The 26,419-nt window shown below is 46.5% G+C and carries 25 protein-coding genes and 1 pseudogene; 6 read left to right on the top strand and 20 right to left on the bottom strand.

Features of this window, described 5'->3' with window-relative positions:
• Positions 1-91: 91 nt before the first annotated feature.
• The 4 genes from JUB15_RS14820 to ribD form a co-directional block, all read right to left on the bottom strand.
• Positions 92-922 carry an XAC2610-related protein gene (locus tag JUB15_RS14820; RefSeq protein WP_207513270.1) on the bottom strand — a complete coding sequence of 277 codons (831 nt, stop codon included), beginning with the start codon at positions 920-922 and terminating at the stop codon, positions 92-94.
• 31 nt (positions 923-953) lie between these two features.
• Positions 954-1,565: a YigZ family protein gene (locus JUB15_RS14815; protein WP_207513269.1), complete on the bottom strand. Its 612-nt coding sequence runs from the start codon at positions 1,563-1,565 to the stop codon at positions 954-956.
• Positions 1,566-1,636: 71 nt separating this feature from the next.
• Positions 1,637-2,521: a DMT family transporter gene (locus JUB15_RS14810; RefSeq protein ID WP_207513268.1), complete on the bottom strand. Its 885-nt coding sequence runs from the start codon at positions 2,519-2,521 to the stop codon at positions 1,637-1,639.
• A complete protein-coding gene (ribD, locus tag JUB15_RS14805) occupies positions 2,518-3,600 on the bottom strand; it encodes a bifunctional diaminohydroxyphosphoribosylaminopyrimidine deaminase/5-amino-6-(5-phosphoribosylamino)uracil reductase RibD (RefSeq protein WP_242696353.1) in 1,083 nt (360 codons plus the stop codon). Before ribD ends, JUB15_RS14810 begins: the two co-directional genes overlap by 4 nt.
• 149 nt (positions 3,601-3,749) lie before the next feature.
• On the opposite strand from ribD, the gene JUB15_RS14800 reads away from it, so the two are divergent.
• Positions 3,750-4,745 carry a N5-glutamine methyltransferase family protein gene (locus JUB15_RS14800; protein ID WP_207513267.1) on the top strand — a complete coding sequence of 332 codons (996 nt, stop codon included), beginning with the start codon at positions 3,750-3,752 and terminating at the stop codon, positions 4,743-4,745.
• A 447-nt stretch (positions 4,746-5,192) separates the two neighbouring features.
• On the opposite strand, the gene JUB15_RS14795 is transcribed toward JUB15_RS14800, so the two are convergent.
• From JUB15_RS14795 to JUB15_RS14785, 3 genes are all read right to left on the bottom strand, one after another.
• Positions 5,193-5,594, bottom strand: coding sequence for an ExbD/TolR family protein (locus tag JUB15_RS14795; protein WP_207513266.1), 402 nt, complete (start codon positions 5,592-5,594; stop codon positions 5,193-5,195).
• A 47-nt stretch (positions 5,595-5,641) separates the two neighbouring features.
• On the bottom strand, positions 5,642-6,355 hold the full coding sequence (locus JUB15_RS14790) for a MotA/TolQ/ExbB proton channel family protein (protein WP_207513265.1): 714 nt from the start codon (positions 6,353-6,355) through the stop codon (positions 5,642-5,644).
• A 142-nt stretch (positions 6,356-6,497) separates the two neighbouring features.
• A complete protein-coding gene (locus JUB15_RS14785; RefSeq protein ID WP_207513264.1) occupies positions 6,498-7,439 on the bottom strand; it encodes an SPFH domain-containing protein in 942 nt (313 codons plus the stop codon).
• 250 nt (positions 7,440-7,689) lie between these two features.
• On the opposite strand from JUB15_RS14785, the gene JUB15_RS14780 reads away from it, so the two are divergent.
• Positions 7,690-8,673, top strand: a complete 984-nt coding sequence (locus tag JUB15_RS14780; RefSeq protein ID WP_207513263.1) for a YpdA family putative bacillithiol disulfide reductase — start codon at positions 7,690-7,692, stop codon at positions 8,671-8,673.
• A gap of 392 nt (positions 8,674-9,065) precedes the next feature.
• On the top strand, positions 9,066-10,391 hold the full coding sequence (locus JUB15_RS14775; protein ID WP_207513262.1) for a T9SS type A sorting domain-containing protein: 1,326 nt from the start codon (positions 9,066-9,068) through the stop codon (positions 10,389-10,391).
• Positions 10,392-10,494: 103 nt separating this feature from the next.
• Here JUB15_RS14775 and JUB15_RS14770 read toward each other — a convergent pair whose 3' ends face one another.
• The gene (locus JUB15_RS14770; RefSeq protein WP_207513261.1) at positions 10,495-11,637 is read right to left on the bottom strand and encodes an OmpA family protein; all 1,143 of its coding nucleotides are present in this window, start codon (positions 11,635-11,637) and stop codon (positions 10,495-10,497) included.
• A 113-nt stretch (positions 11,638-11,750) separates the two neighbouring features.
• Positions 11,751-12,998, bottom strand: a complete 1,248-nt coding sequence (gene pepT, locus JUB15_RS14765) for a peptidase T (protein ID WP_207513260.1) — start codon at positions 12,996-12,998, stop codon at positions 11,751-11,753.
• A 53-nt stretch (positions 12,999-13,051) separates the two neighbouring features.
• Here pepT and JUB15_RS14760 point away from each other — a divergent pair, with 53 nt between their 5' ends.
• Together JUB15_RS14760 and JUB15_RS14755 are read left to right on the top strand one after the other, a co-directional pair.
• The gene (locus JUB15_RS14760) at positions 13,052-13,942 is read left to right on the top strand and encodes a CPBP family intramembrane glutamic endopeptidase (RefSeq protein ID WP_207513259.1); all 891 of its coding nucleotides are present in this window, start codon (positions 13,052-13,054) and stop codon (positions 13,940-13,942) included.
• Positions 13,943-13,999: 57 nt separating this feature from the next.
• Entirely contained in the window at positions 14,000-14,551 is a 552-nt protein-coding gene (locus JUB15_RS14755) for a hypothetical protein (protein WP_207513258.1), read from the top strand.
• Between the two features lie 166 nt (positions 14,552-14,717).
• Here JUB15_RS14755 and JUB15_RS14750 read toward each other — a convergent pair whose 3' ends face one another.
• Positions 14,718-15,389 (bottom strand): hypothetical protein, encoded by a 672-nt coding sequence (locus tag JUB15_RS14750; RefSeq protein WP_207513257.1) that lies wholly within the window; start codon positions 15,387-15,389, stop codon positions 14,718-14,720.
• Between the two features lie 219 nt (positions 15,390-15,608).
• Positions 15,609-16,064, bottom strand: coding sequence for an FKBP-type peptidyl-prolyl cis-trans isomerase (locus JUB15_RS14745; RefSeq protein ID WP_207513256.1), 456 nt, complete (start codon positions 16,062-16,064; stop codon positions 15,609-15,611).
• A gap of 292 nt (positions 16,065-16,356) precedes the next feature.
• On the opposite strand from JUB15_RS14745, the gene JUB15_RS14740 reads away from it, so the two are divergent.
• Positions 16,357-17,424, top strand: a complete 1,068-nt coding sequence (locus tag JUB15_RS14740; RefSeq protein ID WP_242696352.1) for a methionyl-tRNA formyltransferase — start codon at positions 16,357-16,359, stop codon at positions 17,422-17,424.
• A 210-nt stretch (positions 17,425-17,634) separates the two neighbouring features.
• On the opposite strand, the gene JUB15_RS14735 is transcribed toward JUB15_RS14740, so the two are convergent.
• From JUB15_RS14735 to JUB15_RS14695, 9 genes and pseudogenes are all read right to left on the bottom strand, one after another.
• The gene (locus JUB15_RS14735) at positions 17,635-18,630 is read right to left on the bottom strand and encodes a LysM peptidoglycan-binding domain-containing protein (protein WP_207513255.1); all 996 of its coding nucleotides are present in this window, start codon (positions 18,628-18,630) and stop codon (positions 17,635-17,637) included.
• Positions 18,631-18,787: 157 nt separating this feature from the next.
• Positions 18,788-20,233 carry a methyltransferase RsmF C-terminal domain-like protein gene (locus JUB15_RS14730; RefSeq protein ID WP_369411541.1) on the bottom strand — a complete coding sequence of 482 codons (1,446 nt, stop codon included), beginning with the start codon at positions 20,231-20,233 and terminating at the stop codon, positions 18,788-18,790.
• Between the two features lie 117 nt (positions 20,234-20,350).
• Positions 20,351-20,959, bottom strand: coding sequence for a toxin-antitoxin system YwqK family antitoxin (locus JUB15_RS14725; RefSeq protein ID WP_207513254.1), 609 nt, complete (start codon positions 20,957-20,959; stop codon positions 20,351-20,353).
• 202 nt (positions 20,960-21,161) lie between these two features.
• On the bottom strand, positions 21,162-22,589 hold the full coding sequence (locus JUB15_RS14720) for an NAD(P)(+) transhydrogenase (Re/Si-specific) subunit beta (RefSeq protein ID WP_207513253.1): 1,428 nt from the start codon (positions 22,587-22,589) through the stop codon (positions 21,162-21,164).
• A 73-nt stretch (positions 22,590-22,662) separates the two neighbouring features.
• Positions 22,663-22,995, bottom strand: a pseudogene (locus JUB15_RS28780) (four helix bundle protein); the annotation flags it as partial.
• Positions 22,996-23,144: 149 nt separating this feature from the next.
• The gene (locus JUB15_RS14710; RefSeq protein ID WP_207513252.1) at positions 23,145-23,489 is read right to left on the bottom strand and encodes an NAD(P) transhydrogenase subunit alpha part 2; all 345 of its coding nucleotides are present in this window, start codon (positions 23,487-23,489) and stop codon (positions 23,145-23,147) included.
• Between the two features lie 148 nt (positions 23,490-23,637).
• The gene (locus tag JUB15_RS14705) at positions 23,638-24,747 is read right to left on the bottom strand and encodes a Re/Si-specific NAD(P)(+) transhydrogenase subunit alpha (protein WP_207513251.1); all 1,110 of its coding nucleotides are present in this window, start codon (positions 24,745-24,747) and stop codon (positions 23,638-23,640) included.
• 187 nt (positions 24,748-24,934) lie between these two features.
• Positions 24,935-25,789, bottom strand: a complete 855-nt coding sequence (locus JUB15_RS14700; protein WP_242696351.1) for an O-methyltransferase — start codon at positions 25,787-25,789, stop codon at positions 24,935-24,937.
• Positions 25,746-26,246 carry a dihydrofolate reductase gene (locus tag JUB15_RS14695; RefSeq protein ID WP_207513250.1) on the bottom strand — a complete coding sequence of 167 codons (501 nt, stop codon included), beginning with the start codon at positions 26,244-26,246 and terminating at the stop codon, positions 25,746-25,748. The genes JUB15_RS14700 and JUB15_RS14695 overlap by 44 nt, the downstream gene beginning before the upstream one ends.
• Positions 26,247-26,419: the final 173 nt, after the last annotated feature.

The raw sequence follows: 26,419 nt of genomic DNA, 5'->3' as shown, positions 1-26,419 counted from the left end.
GCGCGGTACCAGGAACCCGGTAACAGGTAACTGATTCACCATTGATCATTGGCCATTCACCATTGACCACAGACCATTGACCATTCACCACTCACCACCCAAACTGCCTCTGCCATTTCTCCGGCAAGGGTAAATTGGGAATGGTATAAGCTGGAACCCGTTCGCCATTGCAATAAATAAAATGTTCCAGGCGCCAGCGGGCGGAATCGCTTTCGTTGTATTGGTTGGAACTGTATTCTTCCTGTATCTGCAGTTTTCCATCCTGCCACATGAACTTACCATAAAAGCCTTTGCAATGTTCGCCCAGGTAGATCGACTGCTCTTCTGCCGATAGTCCGAAATCGTAATAAGATCTTATTTCCGGTATATGTACCAGCCTGTCCTTTTCGCTGTTGTATAAATAAATATCCCTGCAGCCCGGCGCTGTGCAATTACAGGTGCCGGCAGAATAGTTCCAGATGATTGAAACGTCTTTATAACCGTCAAAATTCACATCGGAGAATTGAATGGCGCTGTCATTTATGATCCCATAGCCGTTCATCACCTGCCGCAGGCGCCAGGCCTCTTCTTTCAAAAAAAAGAAAAAAAGATTTTTGTTGGCAAAGCCCACTACGGCATGTTGCTTACTACTGGTGCAGATATTCCCTTGGCAGAATTGTATTTTGGTGGTATCGCCGTCGAATACGGCCAGGGTGTAGAAGCGGTCGCCCCCTTTATGGCTTTGGAGTTTTCTGATGCAGTAATCGGTGAAAAAAGACATTTGTTCGGCACTATCCATAGCCTTACTTCTCAACACTTCATAAGGAACGGTGTGTACCGATAATGTATCTTTTGTTTTGCTCCTGCCCCATGGTCCATTTCCCTGTTTGCAGGCTACGAGCAATATGATATGAAGGAATATTATTATAACAAACCTGCTCATACGCTATCAGTCCTCAGTCAGGAGAAAGATACTACAAATTTTTCTTCATTACCTCCACATTCCTGATCTCACTGAACTTATACAACGCTTCTTCGATCCTGCCTTTTGGAATACCAATTACCATCTGGCAAAAGAGGTTCATTTCCTTTTCCAGCACCTGGCAATTCAGCTGCTTTACGAGCATCATTATCTCGTTCATTTGCGTGTAATCGAACTGGAGGGTATATACTACCTCGATAGGTTTTTGAATGATAGGCGTTACCTGGAGCGCCATGGAAGCGGCTGATTTGTAGGCATTGATCAAACCCGGTACGCCCAGCAGGGTGCCGCCGAAGTAGCGCACCACCACTACCAGGATGTTCGTGAGCTTTTTGCTATCGATCTGGCCCAGAATGGGTTTTCCGGCCGTACCCGAAGGTTCGCCGTCGTCGCTTACGCGGAAGGTATTATTGTCGAGCCCGATGCGATAGGCAAAGCAATGATGCGTGGCTTTGGGATGCTCTTTTTTGATCGCTTCCAGGTTCTTTTTAAAATCTTCAACAGATTGTATGGGAAACGTATAGGCAATGAATTTGCTGCCGCGATCCTTGAATTCTGCGGTTGCGGATTTATCGATCGTATAGAAAAATTCGGAGTCGGTCATAAATGATTCAAATTGAAAGATGCTGATGTGTGCCACACTTTTAAAGTGTGGCACACCTGACTGCGGGTACACTATCCATAGGCGATCAATGCGATAGCGACCAGCGACAGAACAATTCCGAGCCAGTTGATGGCCGACAGCTTTTCTTTAAAGACCAGCCAGGCCACCATGGCCGTGAACAATACAATTCCCATGTTATTAATGGGAATAATGGCCGAACTGTTGCGGGCATATCCTTTCAGGGCTCCCAGCAAACACCAGATAGAAAAATAATTCGGCACACCGATACAGATGCCTGCCACCATTGCTCTACCCGACACTTTTTGCCTGCCGGTCACGAACAGGAATAATAACAGCATTATTCCTATACTGGCTGCCACACAAAAAGCAGTGATCAGGTAAGCATCCTGGTTAGCAGGGTTTATAAATGCCTGTTCAACATATTTGATCATGGCATCGAGCAGGCCGCTGCCCACAAACAACAAGAGCGGCATGGCCCACAATACCCACGATAGCTTTTTGCCTTTTCTTTCCTGCTGACTGGGTCTTGTGGTGAACCAGACAGCCAGCAGCGCCAGCGCAACCCCTGCGATCTTCAACGCTGTAGCTTCTTCGTTGTACAGGTAAATTGAAAACACAAAGGGTATTACCATCGATAATTTGTAGGCAACCGTTGCAGCGGCTACCCCAATTTTCTGCACGGTAAAAGCCGCCAGGTTGAACATCGAAATAAAACAGGCGCCCATCACCAATGCCCAGTAAAACCAGGGTTGTTGAACAAGTGAAGCGTTCACCGGAAAACTACCGTTCACGAAGCTGCCTGTTATTACGCACACTGTATAGTTATATACAATAGCCTGCAGGTTATTGATGCCTAACCGTCCAACTATTTTAAAGGCAATGGTCAACCAGGCAGTAAGTATAATACTGGCAATGAGAAATAATAAACTGCTCACTGAACCAGGGTTTGCGGGTTCACAAAATATTGGAGTGAATCTGAATACAATGTTTCCTGTTGCAGCAGCCGGCCGGTATGCATACGGGGGGCAGGTAATCCATGCGGCACCACCAGTTCATTATTGGTGATCACCCGAATTTCGTCCCACAAGCTTTCATCGATGAATGACTGCAGCAATTGAGCGCCGCCTTCAACCAGCACACTCTGGATCTTCAACTGGTACAGCGCCTGCAGCACCTGGTGAACCAGGTTTACGTCCTGCGTTACCTGGTAATACATCAGGTTATCCTTTTCCTGATGCTGCAGGCTGTTAAAAACGATCGTACGCACCTGGCCGTTAAATAACTGTAAGGATGAGGGCAGCCGCAGGTTCATATCTACCACCAGCCGCACGGGATCAGGTCCCTTCCACAACCGGGTGGTCAGTGCCGGATCATCGAACAGGGCGGTATTGGTGCCTACGAGGATCGCCGCTTCCTCGCTGCGCCACTTATGCACCAGCCGGTTAGTGAACGCATTGCTGATCAACAGCCGTTCAGCACCAGCTTCACCGGCCATTTTTCCATTGGCCGTTTGTGCCCATTTTAAAATTATATACGGGCGGTGCTGTTTATGAAAAGTAATGAACCGTTTATTGAGGGTTTTGCAATCCTGCTCCAATACGCCCATGGTAACCCGTACACCGGCAGCCTGCAATTTCTCGACCCCTTTGCCATCAACCTGTTTAAAGGGATCACGTACACCGATCACCACCTCGGGGATCTTTTTTTCAATGATCAGGTCGGCACAGGGCGGTGTTTTGCCGAAATGAGCACAGGGCTCCAGCGACACATACATTACCGATTGGGGGATCAAATGCCTGTCTGCCTCCCTTACCGAATTTACACAATGCACTTCTGCGTGCGGACCGCCATATACCTGATGGTACCCCTCCCCTATAATGCGGCCTTCATGCACCAGCACGGCCCCCACCATCGGGTTGGGCGCTACGTATCCTGCTGCCTGTGCGGCCAGCTGGATACAACGTTGCATATACGATTCGTGCGTGTTCAATGGAGACTGGTCGTGACTATTCAAGTGTTACAAGTTCCAGGTACAAGTTACAGGGCTATATTTCCGAAACTCAAAAAATGGGCACAACATGCAATCCATGCAACCTGAAACCAGTAACCTGAAACCAAATTAAAGCCGCAAATATACACTAAAATACCCTCATCTTTGCCCTTATGACCCTTCATGAAGCACAGCAGCAGTTGCAGACTTCCCTGTATGCATTGTACGACAACCGCGAGGCGGCCAATATTGCCGACTGGGTGATGGAATCTGTTACCGGCCTGCGGAAGATCGACCGCATTATGTATAAACAGTCGCCCCTGACGGCTGAGCAAATAACGAGGCTGCAGCAATATACCAGCGAACTGCTGGCGCATAAACCGGTGCAATACGTGCTGCACGAGGCCTGGTTCTGCGGTATGTCTTTTTATGTTGATGAGAACGTGCTTATCCCCCGGCCTGAAACGGAGGAGCTTGTGGAGTGGGTGTTTTCAGAAGCAAGAAGTATGAAGTATGAAGCAAGAAATACAGGACCAGGAACAGGCGACCTGCAATCTACCTACGGCAAGGCGCCGGCGGACAAGTCAGGAGACCAGAAGAATGAAAACCCGCCTTACTTCCCACCTCCTACTTCCGACCTCAGAATACTTGATATAGGCACCGGCAGCGGCTGCATACCCATTGCATTAAAAAAGAAACTACCCCAGGCGGAGATCTATTCCTGTGATGTGAGCGCAGCGGCGCTCTCGGTAGCTGCCCGCAATGCAACGGCGCATGGAACTGCCGTTCATTTTCTGCACGCCGATTTTCTGGATACCGCCACCTGGCCATCTTTACCGGCGGTGGATCTCATCGTGAGCAACCCGCCTTATATCCCGCAAAGTGATCAAAGCAGCATGGTACAGCATGTACTGGCCTACGAACCACACCTGGCATTGTTTGTGCCCAATGACGATCCGCTGTTGTTTTATGAGGCCATTGCCCGGTTTGCGTTACTGCATTTGTTACCCGGCGGCGCCCTCATTGCTGAAATTCATGAAGACCTGGGCGAAAGCACTAAAAAACTGTTTGAATCGAAAGGGTTTGCTGCGGAAGTGAAGAAGGATCTTCAGGGGAAAGACAGGATGATCAAGGCCAATGTGCTAATGAAAACCAATGTGATAATTTGATAATGTGATAATTTGATAATGTGATAATTAATACAGTTCCAATAAATCAAGGAGCTTTTGTATCCATTAGCACATCAGCTAATCAGCTAATCGTATTTGTTTTCCATTATTAAATTATCACATCATCTAATTATCTAATTGCATTTGTGTATTCCATTAGCACATCAGCTAATTAGCCAATTAGCTAATTGTATTTTGTTTTCCATTATCACATTATCACATCATCTAATTATCTAATTGCATTTGTGTATTCCATTAGCACATTAGCCAATTAGCCAATTAGCTAATTGTATTTTGTTTTCCATTATCAAATTATCACATCATCTAATTATCAAATTGCATTTGTGTATTCCATTAGCACATTAGCACATTAGCTAATTAGCCAATTAGCTAATTGTATTTTGTTTTCCATTATCAAATTATCACATCATCTAATTATCTAATTAACTAATTGGTCTTCGTGTCTACCAGCAAAGTAGATCTTGCGCCGAGGTTTCTGGCCACACGCATAACGGCCACTACGTTTTCGAGCGGCACCGTTTTGTCGGCATTGATCGCTATTGTCGCCTGCGTTGAATCTTTCTGCACATAAGGCTGAATGAAGGCCGTCATTTCTTCAATAGAGATCTGTTTACCGTTGATGATGTATTCACCGGTAGGTTTAATATTCACAATAACCGTTTGTTTGGCTTTGGTATCGCTTTTAGCCTTTGGCTGCGACAGCTTGATCACATTCGGATTGGCCAAAGTGGATACAATAAGGAAGAAGAACAACAGGATGAACAGGATATCGTTCAACGCTCCTGCATGCATCTCCGAGTGTGTTCTGAGTCTTCTTCTTATACTCATTTTAAAAACGTTTAAGGTATAATGTATAACGTTGAAGATCGCATGACCTATCTCGTTGGTTCCTGCAGGATATCCATGAATTCGGCTTTGGCCACTTCCATGCGGTTCACCGTTTTGTCTATCTGCGCATTGAGGAAGTTATATGCTACATACGCGAGCAGACCGATGATCAAACCAGCCGCCGAGGTGATCATTTTCGTATAGATACCACCGGCGATCTGGGCAGGGGTGAACTCACCCGATGCATTGATATTATAGAACAATTGCAGCATACCAAAGATAGTTCCCAGGAACCCGAACATGGGTGCAATACCATACACCAGTGACAGCACCGACAGGTTACGTTCCATTTTATACACTTCAAGAACGCCTACATTTTCCATACTTTTTTCAATGGCATCGATGGGTTTGCCGATCCGTTGCAATCCTTTATCAATGATGCGGGCAACAGGGTTCTGGGTATTTTTAGCCATTGACCGGGCTGCAGATACATTTCCGCTTAAAATATTATCCCGTATAATATACATGAAATTAGGATCTATCTTACTGGCCTTGCGAATGGCTATAAGCCTTTCGAAAAAGAAGAATACGGCCAGCACGAACAATAATCCCAGGGGAATCATGAGGGGACCGCCATTTGCCAGGAGCTCCATTACATTCATGGTTTGAGCGTCCTGTGCGCCAGCTGGAGTGGCTCTTGCTAAAGAATCGGCGACGGATGTGGTAGCGGGATTGGTAACTTGTAAAAAAAACCAATTCATTTTTAATAGTTTGAAAGTAAAAACTCAACAATGGTGTAAATGTAGGCAAATGTGTGCCTAAAACGAATCGAACGATTTAATATTTCTTAAAAGTTTGCTAATTGAATCACCTGATAGTCATAATTGTACAGCCAACAAATCGTTAATTCCGGCCGTGATGCGTATCCCCCTTCATCTGCATCATAGCCATGATCTGTTGCATATTGCGCTGCATGCTTTCACTGCTGCCATCGAGGAAAATAATATTGCCCTTGCCCACTTCGGCAAAATTCTTAATGGCTTCTGTCCACATACTGAACAGGATCACATTGGTATCGAGGTTCGCCTGTTTCATTTGCTCGGCAGCCTGGCTCATACCACGGGCTACTTCTTCACGGAACAACGCTACTCCCTGACCGCGTAACTGGGCCGCTGTACGTTCAGCCTCAGCCGCTATTTTTATGGCATTCCCCTCCGCTTCGGCCGATTTGGTCTTGGTGATCAGCAGGGCCTGCCCTTCATTTTCTGCCGCGGCTTTCAGGTTATTACTGGCCACTACTTTGCTCATACTGTCCATAATGGCTTTATCGAATGTAATATCATTGATCTGCAGGTCGAGCAGGTGATAGCCCCATTCTTCCAGCAAATGGTCTATCTGTTCTTTTACATATTCCACGATCTCTTTGCGCAGGCCCAGGATCTCGGCCTGGCGCTTTGTGGCCACAAACGATCTGATGGTACCTTCAATGGTTCGGGTAAGCGCCTGCATCAGATCGCGCTCGCTCAGGAACTTAAAAGCTACTTTTTTGATGGTCTCCTCATCGGCATTCTGCACCGAGTATAGCAACATGCTTTTAAAATACACATTGGCCTGGTCAGAAGTCACCGCCTGAAATTCCATTTCAACGGAACGGTTCTGGATGCTTACCCGGCGGCTGATCTGTTCCAGGAAGGGTATTAAAAAATTCAGGCCAGGGTTTAATACCCTGCGGTATTTACCAAACATGGTCACTACCCCGACAAAGCCCTGGTTGATGGTTTTTAAACCGGCAAATAAAAAGAGTATGATCACAATGACATACCAATAGGACGCTAACAAATCCATAAGATTAAATTTTAATTAATGAAAGTACGGCAAATGTGCAAATATGCAAATGGGAAAATCAGCAAATGATGGAACACAAGTTGCAGGTTAACAGGTAGAGGTTCCGGAGCTCAGGAGCAAAATGCAAATGACAGGCGGATTTCCTGTTTTTCAGGGCCCCGGAACCAAAAACATGTACCACAACCCTGAGAATACATATCACGCAAGTAAGCATTGAACATCTAAAGAACTAAGAATTAACTTTGGCACAATGAATTCAACCAATCAATTTGACATTATTATCGTGGGGGGTGGACCTATTGGTTTGGCCTGTGCCCTGGAAGCGAAAAAAGCAGGTTTACATTATTGCATACTGGAAAAAGGGTGCCTGGTGAACTCACTTTACCATTACCCCATCAATATGACGTTCTTCTCTACATCCGATAAACTGGAGATCGGCGGTATTCCTTTTGTAAGCAACAACATTAAACCAACCCGGCCAGAAGCCCTGGAATATTTCCGGCGGGTTGCTACCAGCAAAAAACTCACCATTCACCTGCAGGAAGAAGTAAAAGACATTACCGGCACCAATGGTAAGTACCAGGTAATTACCACTAAACAAACCTATCTGGCTACGTTTGTGGTGATCGCCACCGGATTTTATGATATTCCCGTCATGATGAATATCCCCGGGGAAGACCTGCCCAAGGTGGTTCACTATTACAAAGACCCGCATTTCTATGCCATGCATAAAGTACTGGTCGTTGGTGCCAATAACTCGGCGGTTGATGCAGCCCTGGAAACCTGGCGTAAGGGCGCCGAGGTAAGTATGGTCATTCGCCATGAAGGCATTGGGAAACGGGTGAAATACTGGGTAAAGCCCGATATCGAAAACCGCATTAAAGAAGGCAGCATTAAAGCATATACCAACTCAACGTTAAAGGCCATTCGCGAAAAAGAGGTAGACATTCTTACGCCCGATGGAATGGTAACCATTGATAACGATTATGTGATCGCCATGACCGGCTATCAGCCCAACTGTAGTTTTTTGCAACAGGTAGGCATCCAGTTATCGGATGATGAAGTGCTGCAGCCTGTATACAACCCCGAGACCATGGAAACGAATATGCCGAATATTTACCTGGCCGGTGTGGTTTGCGGCGGCATGAATACGCATGTATGGTTTATCGAGAACAGCCGCGAGCATGCCGAGCTGATCATGAAGTCTATCAGGAAGAAGTTGCTTAATGAATAGTTATTCAGTTATTCAGTTCCTCAGTTATTTAGTTCATAAGTTCATAGTTGAACAATTAACTATGAACTTTGAACTATGAACTTTGAACTATGAACTTTGAACTATGAACTTTAAACTTTGAACGCGTATGTAGCGCAGGTTTGATCAATATCAAGAAAGCCCAGGCCCTATTGCATCTCAAAAAAACGCATTATACTTTTACACCAGCTTACTTCTACCACACATCCTTTAGAAACTCCACCATTACCAAATCATAACCTTCAAAAGATATTTCTTTTCATTCATCCTTTTGAAGACCTCCCTGTAATCTTTTCTACAAACGTAGCAGAAAAGCATTTCCTCCAATTCCTCTGGGGCCATCCCTAATTTTTATTTATCCAAAATCAATTGAAATGAAAAAGATCTACTCTTTAGTCATGGTATCTGCTATTGCCATTACCTCAAATGCACAAATTGCATTTTTTGAAAACTTTACCGGCTATAACACAGGCGACCTGGGAACCCAGGGTAGCTGGACAACAACTACAGGCACTCCTGATGTACAGGTTGCCAACACTTCCCCGTTGATCTATCCGGGTTATACCAGTGGCTCGGAATACATAACTGTAGCCACAGAGAACGGTAAAGATCCCTATAGATGCTTTACAGGCGTATCTACTTCCAGTGGCCAAACATTCTATATGAGCTTTGTAGTGCGGGTGTCGAACGCAGAGCTGTTGAATGAAAGCCCCGATCACAGCATTGCACTTTTCAATACCGGCGATGCTGACCGGCCGTTAAGATTTTTCATTGCGCAGGAACAAAGCGCTAACGGTGAGCTCCAGTTTGGTATTGCCACCGGGGACGAAACGGCGCCTGTTTATACATCCACGAGCGCGGCTTATACCTTTAATACAACCTATTTAATAGTTATCAGATACACCATCTCCCAGGGCGGTAACGATAACGACAATGCTTATCTGTGGGTAAATCCAGACCTCTCTACTGAACCGTCTACAACCACGGCTACAGGCGTCACCGGCGCCGCTATGCTCAATGGTAATGAAGTAAACTTTGGTTCTACCATCAATGCCATGGGAATAGCGCAAAGCCATGACGAAGATTCACCCAATGCTTCTTTTGATGGTTTCCGGGTAACGTATGCCGCTACTTCAGCTGACGCCTGGAACTTCCTGAACCCCGCCGGCGCTCCCCTGCCCGTTCGCCTCACCAGCTTTAATGCCAGCGAAGAGGGCCTCAGCACAAAACTGATCTGGAATACTGAAGAAGAAAGCGGCATAACCAGCTACATCATAGAAAAAAGCACGGATGGCAGAACTTATAAAGCTATCGGTTCAGTGAAAGCTGCCAATTTGAGCACCTACAGCTTTACCGATATACAACCTGTTGCTGAGCATAGCTACTACAGATTGAAAATGGTTGAAACAGACGGCACCTATAAACTGAGTTATATCATTAGTCTCAGGAGCAGGCTCAGTATGCATATCAGCCTGTCGCCTAACCCGGTGAAAAATATACTGATGATCCAGCACCCGAAAGCCGGCGCGAATGGTCATATTCAAATTACAGGCGTCAACGGCCAGCTGATGAGAGATATAAGATTATCTGCCAATGCGGTTATTTCAAACGTAGATATGAGTGGATTTACAAGCGGCCTGTACCATATTGTTTATAAAAGCGGGCAGGACATGTTTAGTAAAACTGTGATAAAACAGTAAAACCGTACCACCATTTGGATGAAAGAAGCCATCGGAATAAAATTCGGTGGCTTTTTTGCATGGTGAATGGTGAATGGTCGCCTTAGCTTTTTACCTATAAACTTTACTTATCATTTTTATACAGAAAGATCTCTACTCTCCTGTTAAGCTGCCTTCCTTTGGGCGTTTTGTTACTCGCCAGCGGCCGCCGGTAGGCAAAGCCACGCGTGGTGGTCTTAACATCGAGACCGCGCACTTTGCCTGCCAGATACATTTTGACCGACTCAGCCCGGTTCAGCGACAGCGTTTCATTATATGCCAGCTTCCCGATGCTGTCTGTATGGCCTTCCACGACCATTGAATCAATCACCGGTAACGACAATTTACTGGCGAAGCTGTCGAGCAAATGATAACTCACCGGCGATAATTGGTAACTGCCCGTAGCAAAAAAGATATCCGGTATAACCAGCGTATCTATGTGTTGCGCTTTCCTGTGGGCAGTCTTTGGCAAAGGCAATACGGGTGGTGGGTTGCGGCGGTATTGATACACTTTTCGCACCAGGTAACTATGCCGTTCGTTCTCTTCATAAATAGCGCGCCGCACACTATCGGCCTGCAAGCATATTTTTTCCTGGCTATCAACCGGCGTGAGCGACACATCATCGAGGAAAAAATAATAATCATGTCGGTATTCCGCGTGTTGAATACCGGTATAATCGTTCCGTTTATAATTGCCGATAGCGATATAACCTTCCGTTCCATCTGCCGTATATAAAAATTCCACTTTTTGCCATACCGCAGGATTCCTGATGGTTGTATCCATACCATTGATGCTCCACAACTGCGGTGTAATGAGCTTGAAATATCTTTTCTCGTATAAATAATCCTGCTCGGAGAAGTAGACGCCAATACTATCGAGAATGGAATGCGGCGAGCGGATATACATTTTCAACCTGTACTGATGTCCTTTCCGCAGTCCGCATAATAACCGGGTCCTCACAAAATTCCGGATGCCCTCCATGGACAGGCTGCCGGCGGTAAGTCCGATAAAATGAGTGCCGGTGTGGGCTTTGGCGGCCCCTTTCTGGGTAGCGTCGAAATAATAGTTGGCGGTTAAAGAAGTAGCTATCCAGGCTTCAGGTGCACAATTTTTGATATATTCAATGCATATATTCTCATCTTCAAAGCCGCCGTTCGCCAACAGGTTTTGAGTATAAGCAATCGCCCGCCAATAAAGCAATATGCAGCAAACAAAGAGACATTTCATATATGTATGAAGTTACAGGTTACAGGTTCCCGGTTACAGGGCATTCCTTGAAACATGTAACCTGTAACCTGAAACTATTTCCTACTACCTTCAAACTAACTTGTCGTAAGTTACTAGCTTTTTTCTTCCCAGATACAAGCCAGATGCACGATCGTTTCTACGCTCTTCTGCATGTCCTGTACGCTCACATATTCATGTTTGCCATGAAATGCCATCTCGCCGGTAAAAATGTTTGGACAGGGCAATCCCATAAATGACAGTCGCGACCCGTCCGTTCCGCCGCGGGCGCTCATTTCAATCAACGGTACGCCGGCCCGCGCTATGGCCTCTTTTGCATAAGCCGATACCTGCGGATGTTTATCCAGCACTTCCTTCATATTGCGGTATTGCTCTTTCACCTCAAAATCGGCTTTTGCGCCGGGAAAACGTTGCAGGGTCTGTGCGAGCTTCTCCTTTAGGAGGTTTTCATACTCGGCCAGTTTAGCCGTAATAAAGTCGCGGATGATGAACTCCAGCGTCACCTTTTCAGCAATGCCATTGATCCGTACCGGATGTACAAAGCCCTGGCGTTTCTCGGTTGTTTCGGGCGACAGGCTATCTTTCGGCAATGACTCCAAAAAAGCGCCAGCCACTTTCATCGCATTCACGAGCTTATCTTTAGCATAACCCGGATGGGCACTGACGCCATGAAAGGTGATGGTAACACCATCGGCCGAAAATGTTTCATCTTCATAAGCGCCACGCTCCCCGGCATCGAGGGTGTAGGCATACTGGGCGCCCAGCTTTTTGAGATCGACTTTATCAACTCCACGGCCTATTTCTTCATCAGGCGTGAACAGGATCCTGATGGTACCATGCGGCACGTTGGGATTGGTCATAAAAAAATGCGCCATATCCATGATCACCGCAACGCCTGCTTTATCATCGGCTCCGAGCAGCGTAGTGCCGCTGGCAGTAATGATGTCCTCCCCTTTCTTCTTCAGCAAATAGGGATGATCCTTTGGCGAAATAACCTGTGACGGATCATCAGGCAATACAATGTCGCCGCCATCATAGCTGGCATGAACGATCGGTTTCACGCCCCGGCCTGTGCAATCAGGCGCCGTATCAACATGCGAGCAATAGCAAATAACAGGCACCTGCTTTGTGGTATTGGCCGGAATGGTGGCATAGACATACCCATGATCATCGAGCTGCGCATCGCTAATGCCCATGGCTTTCAACTCCTGCACAAGCAGGCGGCTGAGGTCTTTTTGTTTTTCAGTAGAGGGGCAGGAAGTTGATTGCGGATCACTTTGTGTGTCTATCTGTACATATCGTAAAAACCTTTCCTGTACGGTAAAACTATAGTTAGTAAACATGTAAGCTGTATTTTTGGCAAGATAACTCAATTATCGTTCAACTTATTTAACCTATGACCGCTGGTACGCTGACCCCGGTGATAAGACAAGGCTGGCTGCGCGCCCTGTTGCTGCTGTTCGCTTTTATGGTGTGCTCCCTGGTGGCCGGCGTACTGGCGAGCTTTATCATCATTGTACCTGCTGCAACGGATGGCGCCCAAACGCCCAGGGAAGACCTGATGCTGCAAATAGTTGTTCTTTCTCTCTTCATCACGGCCGCTCTTTCCATTGCACTAACGGTCATCTTCCGGCGCTATATAGATAAGAAACCGCCTGAAAGCCTGGGATTTGCCTGGCATCCGCATAAAGCGGATGCGCTTACCGGCTTCAGCCTTGGCATAACATTGCTGGGCGTTGCGACCCTGGTACTGGTAGCTACCAATAATCTCGAATGGACAGCTGTTCATTTGGATGCCGGCGACCTGTTGGTTGGGTTCTTTATGATGGCACTGATCGCTGTTATGGAAGAAATGGTTTTCCGGGGTTATATCCTCAACAACCTGATGGAATCGATGAATAAATGGGCCGCCCTGGCCGTATCCGCCGCGCTCTTTACGCTGGCCCATGGAAGCAACCCGGGTATCACATCTGTCGCCGCTGCAAATCTATTATTGGCCGGACTGCTACTGGGTATGAACTTCATCTATACCCGCAATCTCTGGTTTGCTATCTGTTTCCATTTCAGCTGGAACTTCTTTCAGGGTCCTGTGCTCGGCTACGAAGTTAGCGGCTTACCCTTACAGGGTTTATTGCAACCTGCCTTACAGGGACCGTGGTGGTTGACCGGCGGCGTCTTCGGACTGGAAGGTTCATTTATTGCGACCGTGTTATTTGTGCTGGCGCTGCTGCTGTTTTACACGGTGTACGAAAAAGTATATGTAAACACCGTTAGCACCAGGCGATAACATATTTGTAAAATCCGATAAATCTTTCTACCTTTTTCAAATCTAAAGTCGCCTATTATGAAAAAATTACTCATTGGCGCCCTGGTTGGTGGCATCATTTTGTTTATGTGGCAATTTCTTTCGTGGACGGTATTGAACCTGCATTACAACGCCTACCAGTACACGCCCAAACAGGATGCGATCATGAGCACATTGAGTGCCCAGCTCGAAAAAGAAGGACAGTACATGATGCCTTCCCTTCCTCCCGATGCGCCCATGGAAGAACACGAACAATTTATGAAGACCATGGAAGGCAAACCCTGGGCTTTGGTACAATACCACCAGTCGATGAGCACGAATATGGGCTCGAACATGATCCGCGGACTGATCGTAAATATGTTGATCGTTGCCTTTTTCTGCACTATTATCAGCCGCATGAACGCTCTCAACTTTACCGCCATATTCATTTCTGCGCTTTTCGTGGGCATGATCGTTTTCTTCAATGTACCTTATACCAATCATATCTGGTTCAAAGGCTTCGACCTGATGGCTTATTTCATTGACAGTATTGTGTCCTGGGCTTTGGTAGGTATATGGCTGGGCTGGCTGTATGGAAGGAAGAAAGCCTGAATATGATTTCTGATTTTGAGATTTGGAGATTTAGAGACCTGCCTGCTGCCCCTTCGCATAGCTTCGGCGAAGCAAGGCCGGCAGGCAGGTTTTGCGATTTGCCGAGGTTTAAACTTGCAGGGTAAATCTCGAAATTTCTAAATCGAAAATCTCCAAATTTCTTGCATTACTTAGCCGGTTTTTTTGCTGCCGGCTTCTTTTTTACCGTTGGTTTTGCAGCTTCCTGGGCAGCCTGTGCCGCCTGTGCCGCTTCCAGGGCCGCTACTTCGTCTACATATATGGTTTTGCCTTCCGGTATTTCGAGCGTACTGAAAATGGAAGGCATAATGTACACGATGTTCTGAAGCGAGTTATGGCTTACATCAATGAATTTCCAGGTTTGTCCGTTGTCGGTTGACTCACCCACGAGGTAGGTCGTTGTCTTTACTTTTCCCCGCGACTCATCCCACCAGTCACGTGTTTTTTCAATAACACATTGCCAGGTTTCAATGTCATTCATCATGTTAACCACCCGCAATGTCTGGGGTTTCTCCTCGGTTTTAGGTTCATTACGGTAATGGGCAATGACAGCACTCTCTTTGTAGCCGTCTTTTCCGCCATAGTATTTAATGGCGCTGGCCATACTTAAGTTCAGGTAAGTATTCCAGTCAACATAAAAATCGGCTTTTACCAAACTATCAGCAAAACGTAAGGCATTGCGGGTAGCAATGGCGGTGTCAGATTCTGGTAATGGCTGGTCAGGTGTAGCTGTAGTGGTTGCCTGGTCCTGCGCATAAACGATACCGGATAAACAGATCAATAGTGCACACGCAACGATGTGTTTCGTGGTTTGTATCATAGGGTATAAATTATCGCAGCAAAATAGAAAAAAAAGCCGGGCGTGTCAATATCGGAAAAATACGAGGTCGGAAGTCGGAGGTCGGAGGTAAATCCAAATAAAAAATCCGAAGTGAGAAGTGTATTCTTCTTACTTCGGACTGTGTTTTATTATCCGACTTCAAACTTAGTTATATCATATCCGTCCTGCGGTTTTGAACTTCCGGCTTCGGTCACCCGACTATGGCATAATGATGCGGGAAGGCGGTGCTCCGATCTCAACCAGTTCAATATCGAAAACGAGGTCTTCACCCGCCAGTGGATGGTTAGCATCCAGCATCACATTTTCCTGGCCGATCTCGGTAACTACAACCGGAATTACGTGTCCTTCTGAATTGGTCATATTCAAACGCATGCCTACTTCCAGTTCCATATCCTGGGGAAATTCGCCGACAGGGAATGCGACGATCATATCAGGATTTTTGGGACCGTATGCCTCTTCAACAGGGATCTGAATGGTTTTTTTATCACCCACTTTCATTCCCATTACACCATTATCGAAACCGGCAATCACCATTCCGCTTCCAACTTCGAACTGCAGCGGTTCGCGGCCGGCAGATGTGTCAAAAGTGGTGCCATCCGTCAAACGGCCATGATAATGAACTTTTACAGTATCGCCGCTTTTTACTTGTTGCATACAAACTTTTTTGTGTTAAAAATTTAATGGGAAACCAACTCCCTGTACCACTTCGCAGCATGCTTTTGACCTTTCAAATGAACAGAAGCGAGCAGATAAAAAAAGCCCAATTCCCTAAGCTGCAAAGTAACAGGATTAATTTCGGGCAGCCAATAAAAGTTTTTTTAATGACATTTGCCAAATCAATTGGCAAATGACAGATGACAATTGGCAAAAGAGGCTGAATTTTGAACTTGCCTATCGCCCATTGCCTGTTGATTTTAAACCTTGTATCTGAATTTTAAAATAAAAAATGGCAGAAAACAAACCTCACACGAACAATAGTCCCCGAATTGTGTTTATGGGCACACCTGAATTTGCAGTGGCTTCGCTGGACGCATTGGTGCAGGCAGGCTTTAATATCATAACGGTGATCACCGCGCCTGACAAACCTGCCGGCAGAGGAATGAAATTAACCGAAAGCGCCGTGAAGAAATATGCAGTTGAAAAACAATTGCCCATTCTGCAACCGGTGAAATTAAAAGATCCTGCTTTTATTGAAACACTCAAAGCATTACAGGCCGACCTGCAGATCGTGGTTGCTTTTCGTATGTTGCCCGAGGTGGTATGGAACATGCCTCCGATGGGAACCATCAACCTGCATGGTTCCTTATTGCCGCAATACCGCGGGGCTGCACCTATCAACTGGGCCGTTATCAATGGAGAAAAAGAAACCGGCGTAACCACTTTCAAACTGCAACATGAAATTGATACCGGCGATATACTGCTGCAGGAAAGTTTTCCCATCGGCGATGATGAAACCGCTGGTGAAGTGCATGACCGCATGAAAGAGATCGGCGCAAAATTGCTGGTTAAAACGGTGGCAGGTTTAACGAATGGCACTTTGAAAGAAATACCACAAAATACCAGTTACCGGTTACCAGTTAGCAGTCACCAGGGCCTGGAAACAGGGACCCGGGAACCGGGAACTGATCATTCTAAACTTTATGATGCACTGCAACTGAAACACGCTCCTAAAATATTTACTGAAACATGTAAAATAGACTGGAACCAACCCATTGCGGCTATTTACAATCTCATCAGGGGCTTATCGCCCTACCCCGCAGCATTTACATATCTGAACGAAAAAGTGCTGAAGATCTACAAGGCAAAAAAGGAAATACATCCTTCGCCTAAACCCGCAGGCAGTATTGAAACAGATCAAAAGACCTATATAAAATTCGCCGGCGCCGATGGGTATATTCATGTTACCGAACTGCAACTGGAAGGAAAAAAGAAAATGACGGTAGATGAGTTTTTACGGGGGTACCGAATACCTAACACCCCACTTACCCCCCCACCTACCCCCCCGGCCCCCTAAAGGGGGAGAGCTACCGCGCTTTAAAAAGCATAAGAAAATTCGGCTGGTTAACAAGGCGGAAGTCGAATAAGAAAAGGTATGCTATCGTTACAGATCGCATACCTTTTCTTATATCAAATTCTACCCTTTACAGACTGTTGAATGAAGTGACCTCTTCCCAAAGCGCGTAAGCATTCCTTTTTCCCCCTTTAGGGGGCATGGGCCAGGCGGTTAATAGGCAACATCCACATAGAATTTACCCATCTCTGCGCCGAGTTCCGCAGCAGCGGCATCGCTTAAGCGAACGGTAAGTCCAACACTTTCGCGCATTTCAGGCAACTGCCCCAACACTTTCGCGTAAATTGATCTATTCGTAGAATTGTAGCTGATCTTTACAATGGTGCCCACCGGTACATTATTCATGAGCGCATAATATTTACCGTCTTTCCAGCCGCTGGTGCTTCTGAAAATACCGGCATTACCAGCCGTTGATTTTCCATTGCTGTTGTACATGGATCTGAAATAACCACCTTTATACCCGGTATAGTTGGCTTCTGTAGCCGGTGTTACCGGTGCAGATGTCTTTGATGACTTCTCTTCTGTAGTCGTTGCCGGTGCGCCTATCTCCTTTTTGAGATCTTCCTTCTTCATTTCCTCTTTCTTCAGCTCTTCTTTTTTGGCTTCAACCGCTTTCGGCTCTTCGTGTTTTGTTTCGGCCGGTTTGGTTTCCGTTGGTTTGGTTTGGGCAACTGTTTCTACAGGCGGTTTGGGAGTTGTAACTGCAGGCGCCGTTGCAGGAACCACTATTTTTTTCAGCCCGGTAGCGGCCAGTGGTGAATGGGCGGTCTTTACTTTCAGGTATCCTACCACCAGTTTCATACCTGCCTGCAGGTGATCATTGGTAACACTGTTCCATTTCTCCAGCGTTTCAACCGGAATTTTATTATGGTTCTGGCTGATGCGGTACATCCATTCTTTTTCCTGTACGATATGATATACGGGAACAAATACCTCATCGGCGCCCTTTTTACCATCCTGTGTAAAGTTGTGTGCCGACAGTGGTACTTTCAATTGCTGACCAATATTCAGTTTGTCCATGGCCACACCGCTCAGGGTGGCTATTTCCTTGGGCGATACATTATAAATACGGCCTATTCCATACCAGGTTTCTTTGGGTTGAACCGTATGCAGCAGGTAAAGGTCGGGCGAAGTACCCTGTACAGTCATATCTGATTGTGACCATACACATTGTGTGAGTACAAGAAACGCGATTATTAATACTCCTTTAATCTTCAACATAGGCTATGCATTTCGTATTCGGATGCAAAGATGCACCATATTTTTTAATTAGCGCCAACGGGGATAACTATACATCTATGCGCCGCTAGCTGTTTTCACTGCTATGATCGGGAATTCTTTTCAATATGCGCCATCCCTGCGGATAGTAATTGTTGATCCTGTTTGCCAGCACCTTCATCCATCCTATATTGTAATGCTCGTATTGCACCAGGGTCCAACCCTTATGTGGTGTTGATACGCTAACTTCCTCCCTCCGCAAATATTGTATTGCCTCTTCCTTTTTTAACGTTACTGCAACAATTGACGCACTGATGATAGTGCTTAATGCCAGTGCATGGTCAGGCAACAGGTCGTTACCGGCTATTTTACCAACAGTAATGCCGGCACGGCGTACATACACATTATCAACAATGGTGAGCAGGTCCTTTTCCAGTTGTTGGGGAAAGGCGAGCAGCTCTTCTTTCTGTTTCCACAACTGCAGCTGCAATCCTGCTTGCAGCCAGGGTTGCACGATCGCCGATTCGTTCCTGGATGCCTTTTGGAGTAATGATTTCTTAGGAGGCCTGGTACTGTGACCGCCGCCTTCCTGTTTGCGAAAACAACCGATAAAAAAGCCCTCGCCCTTTACTTTATCTGGAAAAAAGCGATAGCCGTATGCCTGGTGTTTGTCGGATCGTGTTTCCACAATGCCCCAGGAAGTTTCTGTTTGCAAAGGCAAACTGTCAACCGTAAACGTATCCATCAGCCAGTCGGCTATATCCTCATCTTCCTCTTTCGAATAAGAACAGGTGGAATAGATCAGTACGCCGCCTGCCTTCAATGCCGGTAACGCAGCCGCCAGAATGCGCTGCTGCCGCTGATAACAAAGTGTTACATTCTGTTCACTCCATTCGCCGATCGCTTCCTGCTCGCGCCGGAACAATCCCGATCCTGAGCAGGGCGCATCAATAACGATCACATCGAAAAAGTTGGGAAGCCGCTCAAAGGCTGCAGGGTCTGCATTGGTAACAATGACATTGGCCCCGCCCCATTTCACAGAATTCTCTTCGAGGATGGCTGCCCTCGATTTGATCACTTCATTGCTCACCAGCAAACTGTCGGGGCTGATCAGGGATTGCAACAGGGTCGATTTACCGCCGGGTGCCGCACAAAGATCCAGCACCCGCAGGGGCTGATCAATGGCTGTCGTTTGCATAAGCGCCTGCTCCAGGAACATACTCGACGCCTCCTGTACATAATAGGCACCGGCATGGATGAGCGGATCAAAGATAAATGCAGGCCGCTCCGGTAAATAGTAGCCGTAGGACGACCAGGGTATTTTTGTTGAAGATGGGAGGTTCAGGGACTGCTGAAATATCGTTGGAAGGCCATTTCCTATTGACCATTCACCATTCACCATTGACCATTTGCCTGGATTCATGCGAACCGAAGTAACCTGTTCGCCGCTTTCATGCACCTGAACAAACGCTTCCCTGCTGAAGCCTGCTACGCCGGTTAAAGAATCAAGAAGTTGTTGAGGAAGTTGCACCACGCAAAACTATGAAATTATGCGCTAACAGGTTCCGTGGGCGCTTGCAGGCCCTGTAAAATGCAAATACCGTCCCCCAAATGGAGAGACGGCATTACAGGTAAGTATCAATATGTTTGCTTATTTAACGACCTTGTCGGCCTTGAATTTCCTGGAGGTGATGAGGTTGCCACGCACATCATAGAATTTGAACGTGCCTTCCCGTTTATCATTAACATAGTTCCCGGTCTCTTTCACGGTGCCATTTGGGTTATATTCCGTTAATAAACCGTTTCGTTTGCCATTTTTGTAATGAATGATCACTTTGGGTTTCCCACTTTGAAAATAAGAACTGTAACGGTCAACAGCGCCACTGGTATCGCGGTGTTCCTGCTCCTTGGGATTTCCATTGGCATAATAAGTAGTGGTAGTGCCTACCAGCTTTTTAAAGTCAACAATGGTGTCGGTCTTTATCAACCGGCCTGTTTGCGTATCATATGACTTGGCGAACTGAAACTTGCCTTTTTCCTTAAAATGGATCTCGGTTTTCAGCTTTCCGAACAGGTAGGATTTTTCAATGCCTTCGCTGTGATCATCGTTCAGGTACTGGTACTCATAAGTGAGGTTACTTTTAGGCTTTGCCACTGCAGAATCATCTACTTTCGTAAATTCTCCTCCGCCCTGTGCTTTACCGATCTGGCAGGTAATTAAAAGAACAATGGCTACAAAATAGGCTCTTTTTGTGATCATAATGTACGATTAACTATTAATTGCCACTAATATAGTGGAGAATATTTGTGTATACTACAATTGTAAACTATTCTTTTACAATTAATTGAGCAGTTGGAGCGCCGGGTTACGGCAACAATCCCCCGCCGGTGCGCCCTTATAACGGCTTACCGGGTTCGTTTAGTGTCCCCACAGCGGGAGCGTTTAGTATTTGCCAGGGTTATTACAAATTTTTAATCTCGCCGATGAGGTCCTGCAACACTTTTTTGGCGTCGCCAAACAACATCGAGGTCCTGGGTTGAAAGAAAAGATCATTTTCAATACCGGCGTAACCGGGTTTCATACTGCGTTTGTTCACGATCACATTTTTTGCCAGTTCCACATCGAGAATGGGCATCCCGTAAATGGGAGAAGCAGGATCCGTTTTGGCAGCGGGGTTTACCACGTCGTTGGCGCCCAGCACCAGCACGACATCGGTGGTGGTGAACTCGTCATTGGCCTGTTCCATTTCGAGCAGTTTATCATAGCTCACATCGGCTTCGGCCAGCAATACGTTCATATGGCCGGGCATCCGTCCCGCAACGGGGTGAATGGCATATTTTACCTCCACGCCTTTGCTTTCGAGTAATTTTTCCAGTTCATGACAGGCATGCTGGGCCTGCGCTACGGCCAGTCCGTACCCGGGCACGATCATGACCTTATTGGCATAACTCATAACCACAGCCGTATCGCTCAGGGTGATCTCTTTGTAAGAACCCTGGTCTTTTTTACCAGCAGCGGCGGCGCTGCTGCCGCCAAACGACCCGATGAGCACATTCTTCAGCGACCGGTTCATGGCCTTACACATCAGGATGGTGAGCAGGGTACCGGCAGCGCCCACCAGGATACCGCCCGTTAACATCACCTTGTTGTTATACAGAAAACCGCCGCAGGCAGCGGCCACACCGGTAAAGGAGTTCAACAAAGAAATAACCACGGGCATGTCGGCGCCACCGATGGGCATTACAAACAATACGCCGTAGATGAGCGCGAGTGCAACGGTTGTATAGAACAGTATCAGGGAAAGCCCTACATTGTATTGATAGGTAAACACCGCAGCCGCCAGCACCAGCAATAGTACCAGCAGGTTTACGATATGCTGGCCGCGGAAGGAGAAATCTTTTATTTTACCGCTTAATTTTCCCCAGGCGATCATACTACCGGCAAAGGACACGCTGCCGATAATAGCGCCGGCAATAATGGTGAGGTACATGCCGGCAGGCACGAAATCGGCCAGCCAGGCAGTATCGATGGTATTGTAGGCATGATACAAATGATCGAATTCAACGGCGGAAATCAGGGCCGCACAGGCGCCCCCCATTCCGTTGAACATGCTCACCATCTCGGGCATGGCCGTCATTTTTACCCTTTTTGCGGCCAAGGTGCCTATAACACCGCCAACGAGGATACCCCCGAAGATCCAGAGATAGTTACCCAGCTTTTTGCCGTCTTCTTCATACAGAAAGATCGTGCCCACGATGGCAATGGCCATACCTGCTGCTGCCAGCAGGTTCCCATTCCGGGCGGTAGCCGGGTTCGACAACATCTTTAAACCTATGATGAATGTAACTGAACCAATTAAATAACTAACTGTAAGTATGCTTAGTTCCATAGCTTATTTTTAAATCCCAAGAACCAAATAACAAGAACCAAAAAAATGTCAAATTTTAATACACAAACCACAATCAATTCCTGTTGGAATTATGCTCTCGTTTTTTAAGAATAGAATTAAAAATCAACACAAACTCGTTTGCTTCCTGGTGTAACGAATTCCTTTCATTTTCCATTTCTGCTGAACCATCGGTTATAACCAATCGTAGCCAATAGGATGACTCCTTCGACTCCCTTCTACAGGTTTTTATTTTCATATTAAAATCCTTATCACCTATAGATTCATTCGCCTCAATATAATTTGCACCCGGAGAACTTCCTGACCGTAATAATTGGGGTACATACTCATTGTTACCCACATTCTTAGGAAGCTTTAAACAGAAGTTTCTGATCCTTTCTGCAAATAAAGCAGTCCTTTCTTCTAAATCATAAGGTTTTTATCGATTCTCTGTTCCATTGAAACTCGAATTTTAATATTTGAATTTTACAGGACCAGAGCCTTTGATTTGGTTTTTATAAAAATCTGGATTTATTTGGATCTTGTGTTTTGAAATTTTTATTTGGATCTTGGGTCTTGAGATTTGAGATTTTTCTTTCCCTTTCCCTTAAACATTTCCAGCATACGGTCGGTGACCACAAAACCGCCAACTACATTGAGGGTGCCGAGCACTACGGCGAGAAAACCGAGAACGAGCGCCACGTAATTATGCGGCTCCGCCTTGCCCATGACAATGATGGCCCCGATGATCACCACGCCATGGATCGCATTGGCGCCGCTCATCAGCGGGGTATGCAATACGCTGGGCACATGACCGATCACTTCAATGCCAACGAAGATCATCAATATAACGATGTAGATCATCTGCTGATTATCCGCTATCCAGTTAAGAATCGCTTCCATATAATAAGTTTTCAAAAATTTAATTGGCTCAATAAAGAACTAACCGATTAAGAGTCCGCGCCGGCGGCAACAAAGCACCATCACGGCCCTGCAGTTGGTTCCCTGAAAATTGTATTCCATTAGCACCATCAGCACATTAGCTAATCAGCTAATTGCCTTTCACCCGTTCGTGCGTCACTTCTCCATTGAATGTTATACAACAGCCTTTCACCAGGTCGTCATTCCAGTTTAGGTTCAGTTTTCCCTCTTTATCAATGATCAGCTGTAAAAAATTCAACAGGTTCTTGCCATACAGCTTACTGGCATCGGAAGGCATGGTAGCAGCGAGGTTGCTGTTACCTACGATGTGTACGCCATTGTACAGCACGGTCTCCCTGTTCTTTGTGACAGGCGTATTACCACCGGTAGCAGCGGCAAGATCAATGATCACCGATCCTTTACGCATCTTTTGCAGCATCTCTTCGGTAACCAGTACCGGCGCTTTTTTACCAGGGATCTGGGCGGTGGTGATCACGATGTCGGCTTTGGCAATGCTATCGGCAATGCGTTGCTGCTGGCGTTGCTGGTAATCGGCCGATTGTTCAACGGCATAACCGCCCGCCTTGGAAGCGTCTGCGGCGCCTTCAACCTCAACGAATTTGGCGCCCAAACTCATTACCTCTTCTTTTACTGCAGGGCGGGTATCAAATACTTCAACCACAGCACCGAGGCGACGTGCGGTGGCAATCGCCTGCAATCCGGCCACACCGGCTCCCAATATCAATACTTTGGCCGGCGCAATACTGCCTGCAGCGGTCATGAACATGGGAAAATAGCGGCCATAGGTGTTGGCAGCCAGCAATACGGCTTTATATCCTGCAATATTCGCCTGCGAGCTCAGCACATCCATGCTTTGCGCCCGCGTGGTGCGCGGCAGCATATCGAGGCTGAAGGTAGTAATGCCCTGTTTGGCCCATTGCTGCATCAGCGGACCATTAAACAAAGGCTGATATACGCCGATAATGATCTTTTGCGTGAGCGCAGCCGCTTCAGCAAAAGGGTGAATGGCTACCAGTATGTCGGATGATTGAATGACTTCTCCCCTGCTTTTGATCGCCGCACCGGCATTAACGTATTCTTCGTCGTTATGAAAGGCTTTTTCGCCTGCGCCTGATTCAACAACTACAGTAATGCCTTTTTTGGTAAGGGCAGTTATGGCTTCGGGCAGGAATGATACGCGGGTCTCTTCGGCTGGTTCTTTTAAAACTCCAATCGTCATAATCAGGTAGTAGTTATATGCTTCAAGGTAAGGAAAATTTAAGTTATGTAAATGGCTACGTCAGAATTGCGATTTTATTGTGACCGCATTTTGAAAAATTGAGCAGGCCGCGAGCAATGGCTGCACCTCGCCTGTTGCGACATTTCCGCAGTATGGACCGTTTATTGACCGGAATATTAAATGAGCATTAAAACCGGATCGTAAAATGTTGTTTCACCTTGAACTGATCACTGAAAAATACCAGTCCGATAAAAAACAGATCGATGGAAAGCCGTACGGCGGAATTTTCCTTAATGTCGTGCCAGGCCTTTTCCATGCCGGCGCTCCAGTGGATATCATCAAAAATAACCATACTTCCGGCGTGCAGGTTAGGCAATAACTGGTTAAAATACCGCACGGTGGGTTCGTAGCGGTGATTGCCATCGATAAAAACCAGATCGAGCCGCGGTAAACGGGAAAGGATACCGGGCAGGGTATCATCGAAATTGCCCGTTACCTGCTCAATAGAGGATAACTGAAGGGATTGAAAATTCTTTTTTGCCTGGGCTGCAATGGCGTTGCTTCCTTCAACGGTGATGATCTGTGCCGCAGGATTGGCCATGGCCATATAAGCTGTGGAAATACCGAGGGAAGTGCCAAGCTCAAGTATAGTTGATGGCTGGTAATAATTGACAATTCGAAATAACAGCTGCGCCCATTTCCTTGATTTGGCTGCATGCCGGGCAATGGACGAAACAGACCGTTGACCCGTCTTGCTGATGACGGAGCCTGCGCCCAGATCCTCCACTTCCAATACGGTTTCATCCCGCAGCAATTTTGCACGCAGAACTTCCACCTGGTTATAGGCATAAAAGTTCCGCTTATCGATCAATACGCGCCGTACGAATTCATATACAAAAGGTGAATGGATGCCATGGCCTTTCCCGTTGGAGGCGGTCAGGTAGTAGTCAGCGTATTTTTTTAACAGTTGCCAGGAAGAAAACATGTCGTTTGTCATTTTATTGCGCTGCTTTTCGCTGCCACACCTGGAAGCTATAGGCATAGGCATGCTTTTCATCGGCGGAAAAATCGAGTTGTGAAAGCAGCTCCCAGTCGGCTTCATTGAGTTCAGGAAAATAAGTATCAGCGTCTAAACTGGTATGAACGCGGGTAAGATAAACGCGTTGGGTAATGGGCAGCGTTTGCCGGTAAATTTCCCCGCCGCCGATAATGAATGCTTCTTTGGCATCGGTTTCAGCTGCGGCCGCCATAGCGGCTTTTATATCATTAACGACAATTACTCCGTCGGGTTTCCAGTCCTGCTGCCGGGTAACGATAATGTTGGTTCTGCCGGTCAGTGGTTTACCCAGCGATTCATAGGTTTTTCGGCCCATGATCACTGGCATACCCCAGGTGGTATTCTTAAAAAATTTCATATCGTTCGGCAGCGTCCACAGCAACTGGTTATTTTTTCCAATGGCATTGTTATCAGCCGCTGCCACCACCTGGCTTAGAATCATACGATTTAAATTAATACTGAAAAAAATCTCAAGAACCAAGATCCAGGAACCAGATAAATCTCAAAAACCAAACTCCTACACTAAAATCTCAAGAACCAAGATCCAGGAACCAGATAAATCTCAAAAACCAAACTCCTACACTAAAATCTCAAGAACCAAGATCCAGGAACCAA

This window comes from Longitalea luteola (assembly GCF_017356035.1).
Classification (GTDB): Bacteria; Bacteroidota; Bacteroidia; order Chitinophagales; family Chitinophagaceae; genus Niastella; species Niastella luteola.
This window is presented reverse-complemented; position numbering and strand designations above follow the sequence as displayed.

Bases quoted from the DNA above. Each gene is read 5' to 3' on its own strand.
- JUB15_RS14790 (WP_207513265.1), bottom strand. From the start codon at position 6,355: ATGAATTGGTTTTTTTTACAAGTTACCAATCCCGCTACCACATCCGTC.
- JUB15_RS14775 (WP_207513262.1), top strand. From the start codon at position 9,066: ATGAAAAAGATCTACTCTTTAGTCATGGTATCTGCTATTGCCATTACC.
- JUB15_RS14725 (WP_207513254.1), bottom strand. From the start codon at position 20,959: ATGATCACAAAAAGAGCCTATTTTGTAGCCATTGTTCTTTTAATTACC.
- JUB15_RS14795 (WP_207513266.1), bottom strand. From the start codon at position 5,594: ATGAGTATAAGAAGAAGACTCAGAACACACTCGGAGATGCATGCAGGA.
- JUB15_RS14700 (WP_242696351.1), bottom strand. From the start codon at position 25,789: ATGCCTATAGCTTCCAGGTGTGGCAGCGAAAAGCAGCGCAATAAAATG.
- JUB15_RS14800 (WP_207513267.1), top strand. From the start codon at position 3,750: ATGACCCTTCATGAAGCACAGCAGCAGTTGCAGACTTCCCTGTATGCA.
- JUB15_RS14820 (WP_207513270.1), bottom strand. From the start codon at position 922: ATGAGCAGGTTTGTTATAATAATATTCCTTCATATCATATTGCTCGTA.
- JUB15_RS14695 (WP_207513250.1), bottom strand. From the start codon at position 26,246: ATGATTCTAAGCCAGGTGGTGGCAGCGGCTGATAACAATGCCATTGGA.
- JUB15_RS14755 (WP_207513258.1), top strand. From the start codon at position 14,000: ATGAAAAAATTACTCATTGGCGCCCTGGTTGGTGGCATCATTTTGTTT.
- JUB15_RS14735 (WP_207513255.1), bottom strand. From the start codon at position 18,630: ATGACTGTACAGGGTACTTCGCCCGACCTTTACCTGCTGCATACGGTT.
- pepT (WP_207513260.1), bottom strand. From the start codon at position 12,998: ATGTTTACTAACTATAGTTTTACCGTACAGGAAAGGTTTTTACGATAT.
- JUB15_RS14770 (WP_207513261.1), bottom strand. From the start codon at position 11,637: ATGAAATGTCTCTTTGTTTGCTGCATATTGCTTTATTGGCGGGCGATT.
- JUB15_RS14780 (WP_207513263.1), top strand. From the start codon at position 7,690: ATGAATTCAACCAATCAATTTGACATTATTATCGTGGGGGGTGGACCT.
- JUB15_RS14740 (WP_242696352.1), top strand. From the start codon at position 16,357: ATGGCAGAAAACAAACCTCACACGAACAATAGTCCCCGAATTGTGTTT.
- JUB15_RS14750 (WP_207513257.1), bottom strand. From the start codon at position 15,389: ATGATACAAACCACGAAACACATCGTTGCGTGTGCACTATTGATCTGT.
- JUB15_RS14745 (WP_207513256.1), bottom strand. From the start codon at position 16,064: ATGCAACAAGTAAAAAGCGGCGATACTGTAAAAGTTCATTATCATGGC.
- JUB15_RS14785 (WP_207513264.1), bottom strand. From the start codon at position 7,439: ATGGATTTGTTAGCGTCCTATTGGTATGTCATTGTGATCATACTCTTT.
- JUB15_RS14760 (WP_207513259.1), top strand. From the start codon at position 13,052: ATGACCGCTGGTACGCTGACCCCGGTGATAAGACAAGGCTGGCTGCGC.
- JUB15_RS14720 (WP_207513253.1), bottom strand. From the start codon at position 22,589: ATGGAACTAAGCATACTTACAGTTAGTTATTTAATTGGTTCAGTTACA.
- JUB15_RS14710 (WP_207513252.1), bottom strand. From the start codon at position 23,489: ATGGAAGCGATTCTTAACTGGATAGCGGATAATCAGCAGATGATCTAC.
- JUB15_RS14705 (WP_207513251.1), bottom strand. From the start codon at position 24,747: ATGACGATTGGAGTTTTAAAAGAACCAGCCGAAGAGACCCGCGTATCA.
- JUB15_RS14815 (WP_207513269.1), bottom strand. From the start codon at position 1,565: ATGACCGACTCCGAATTTTTCTATACGATCGATAAATCCGCAACCGCA.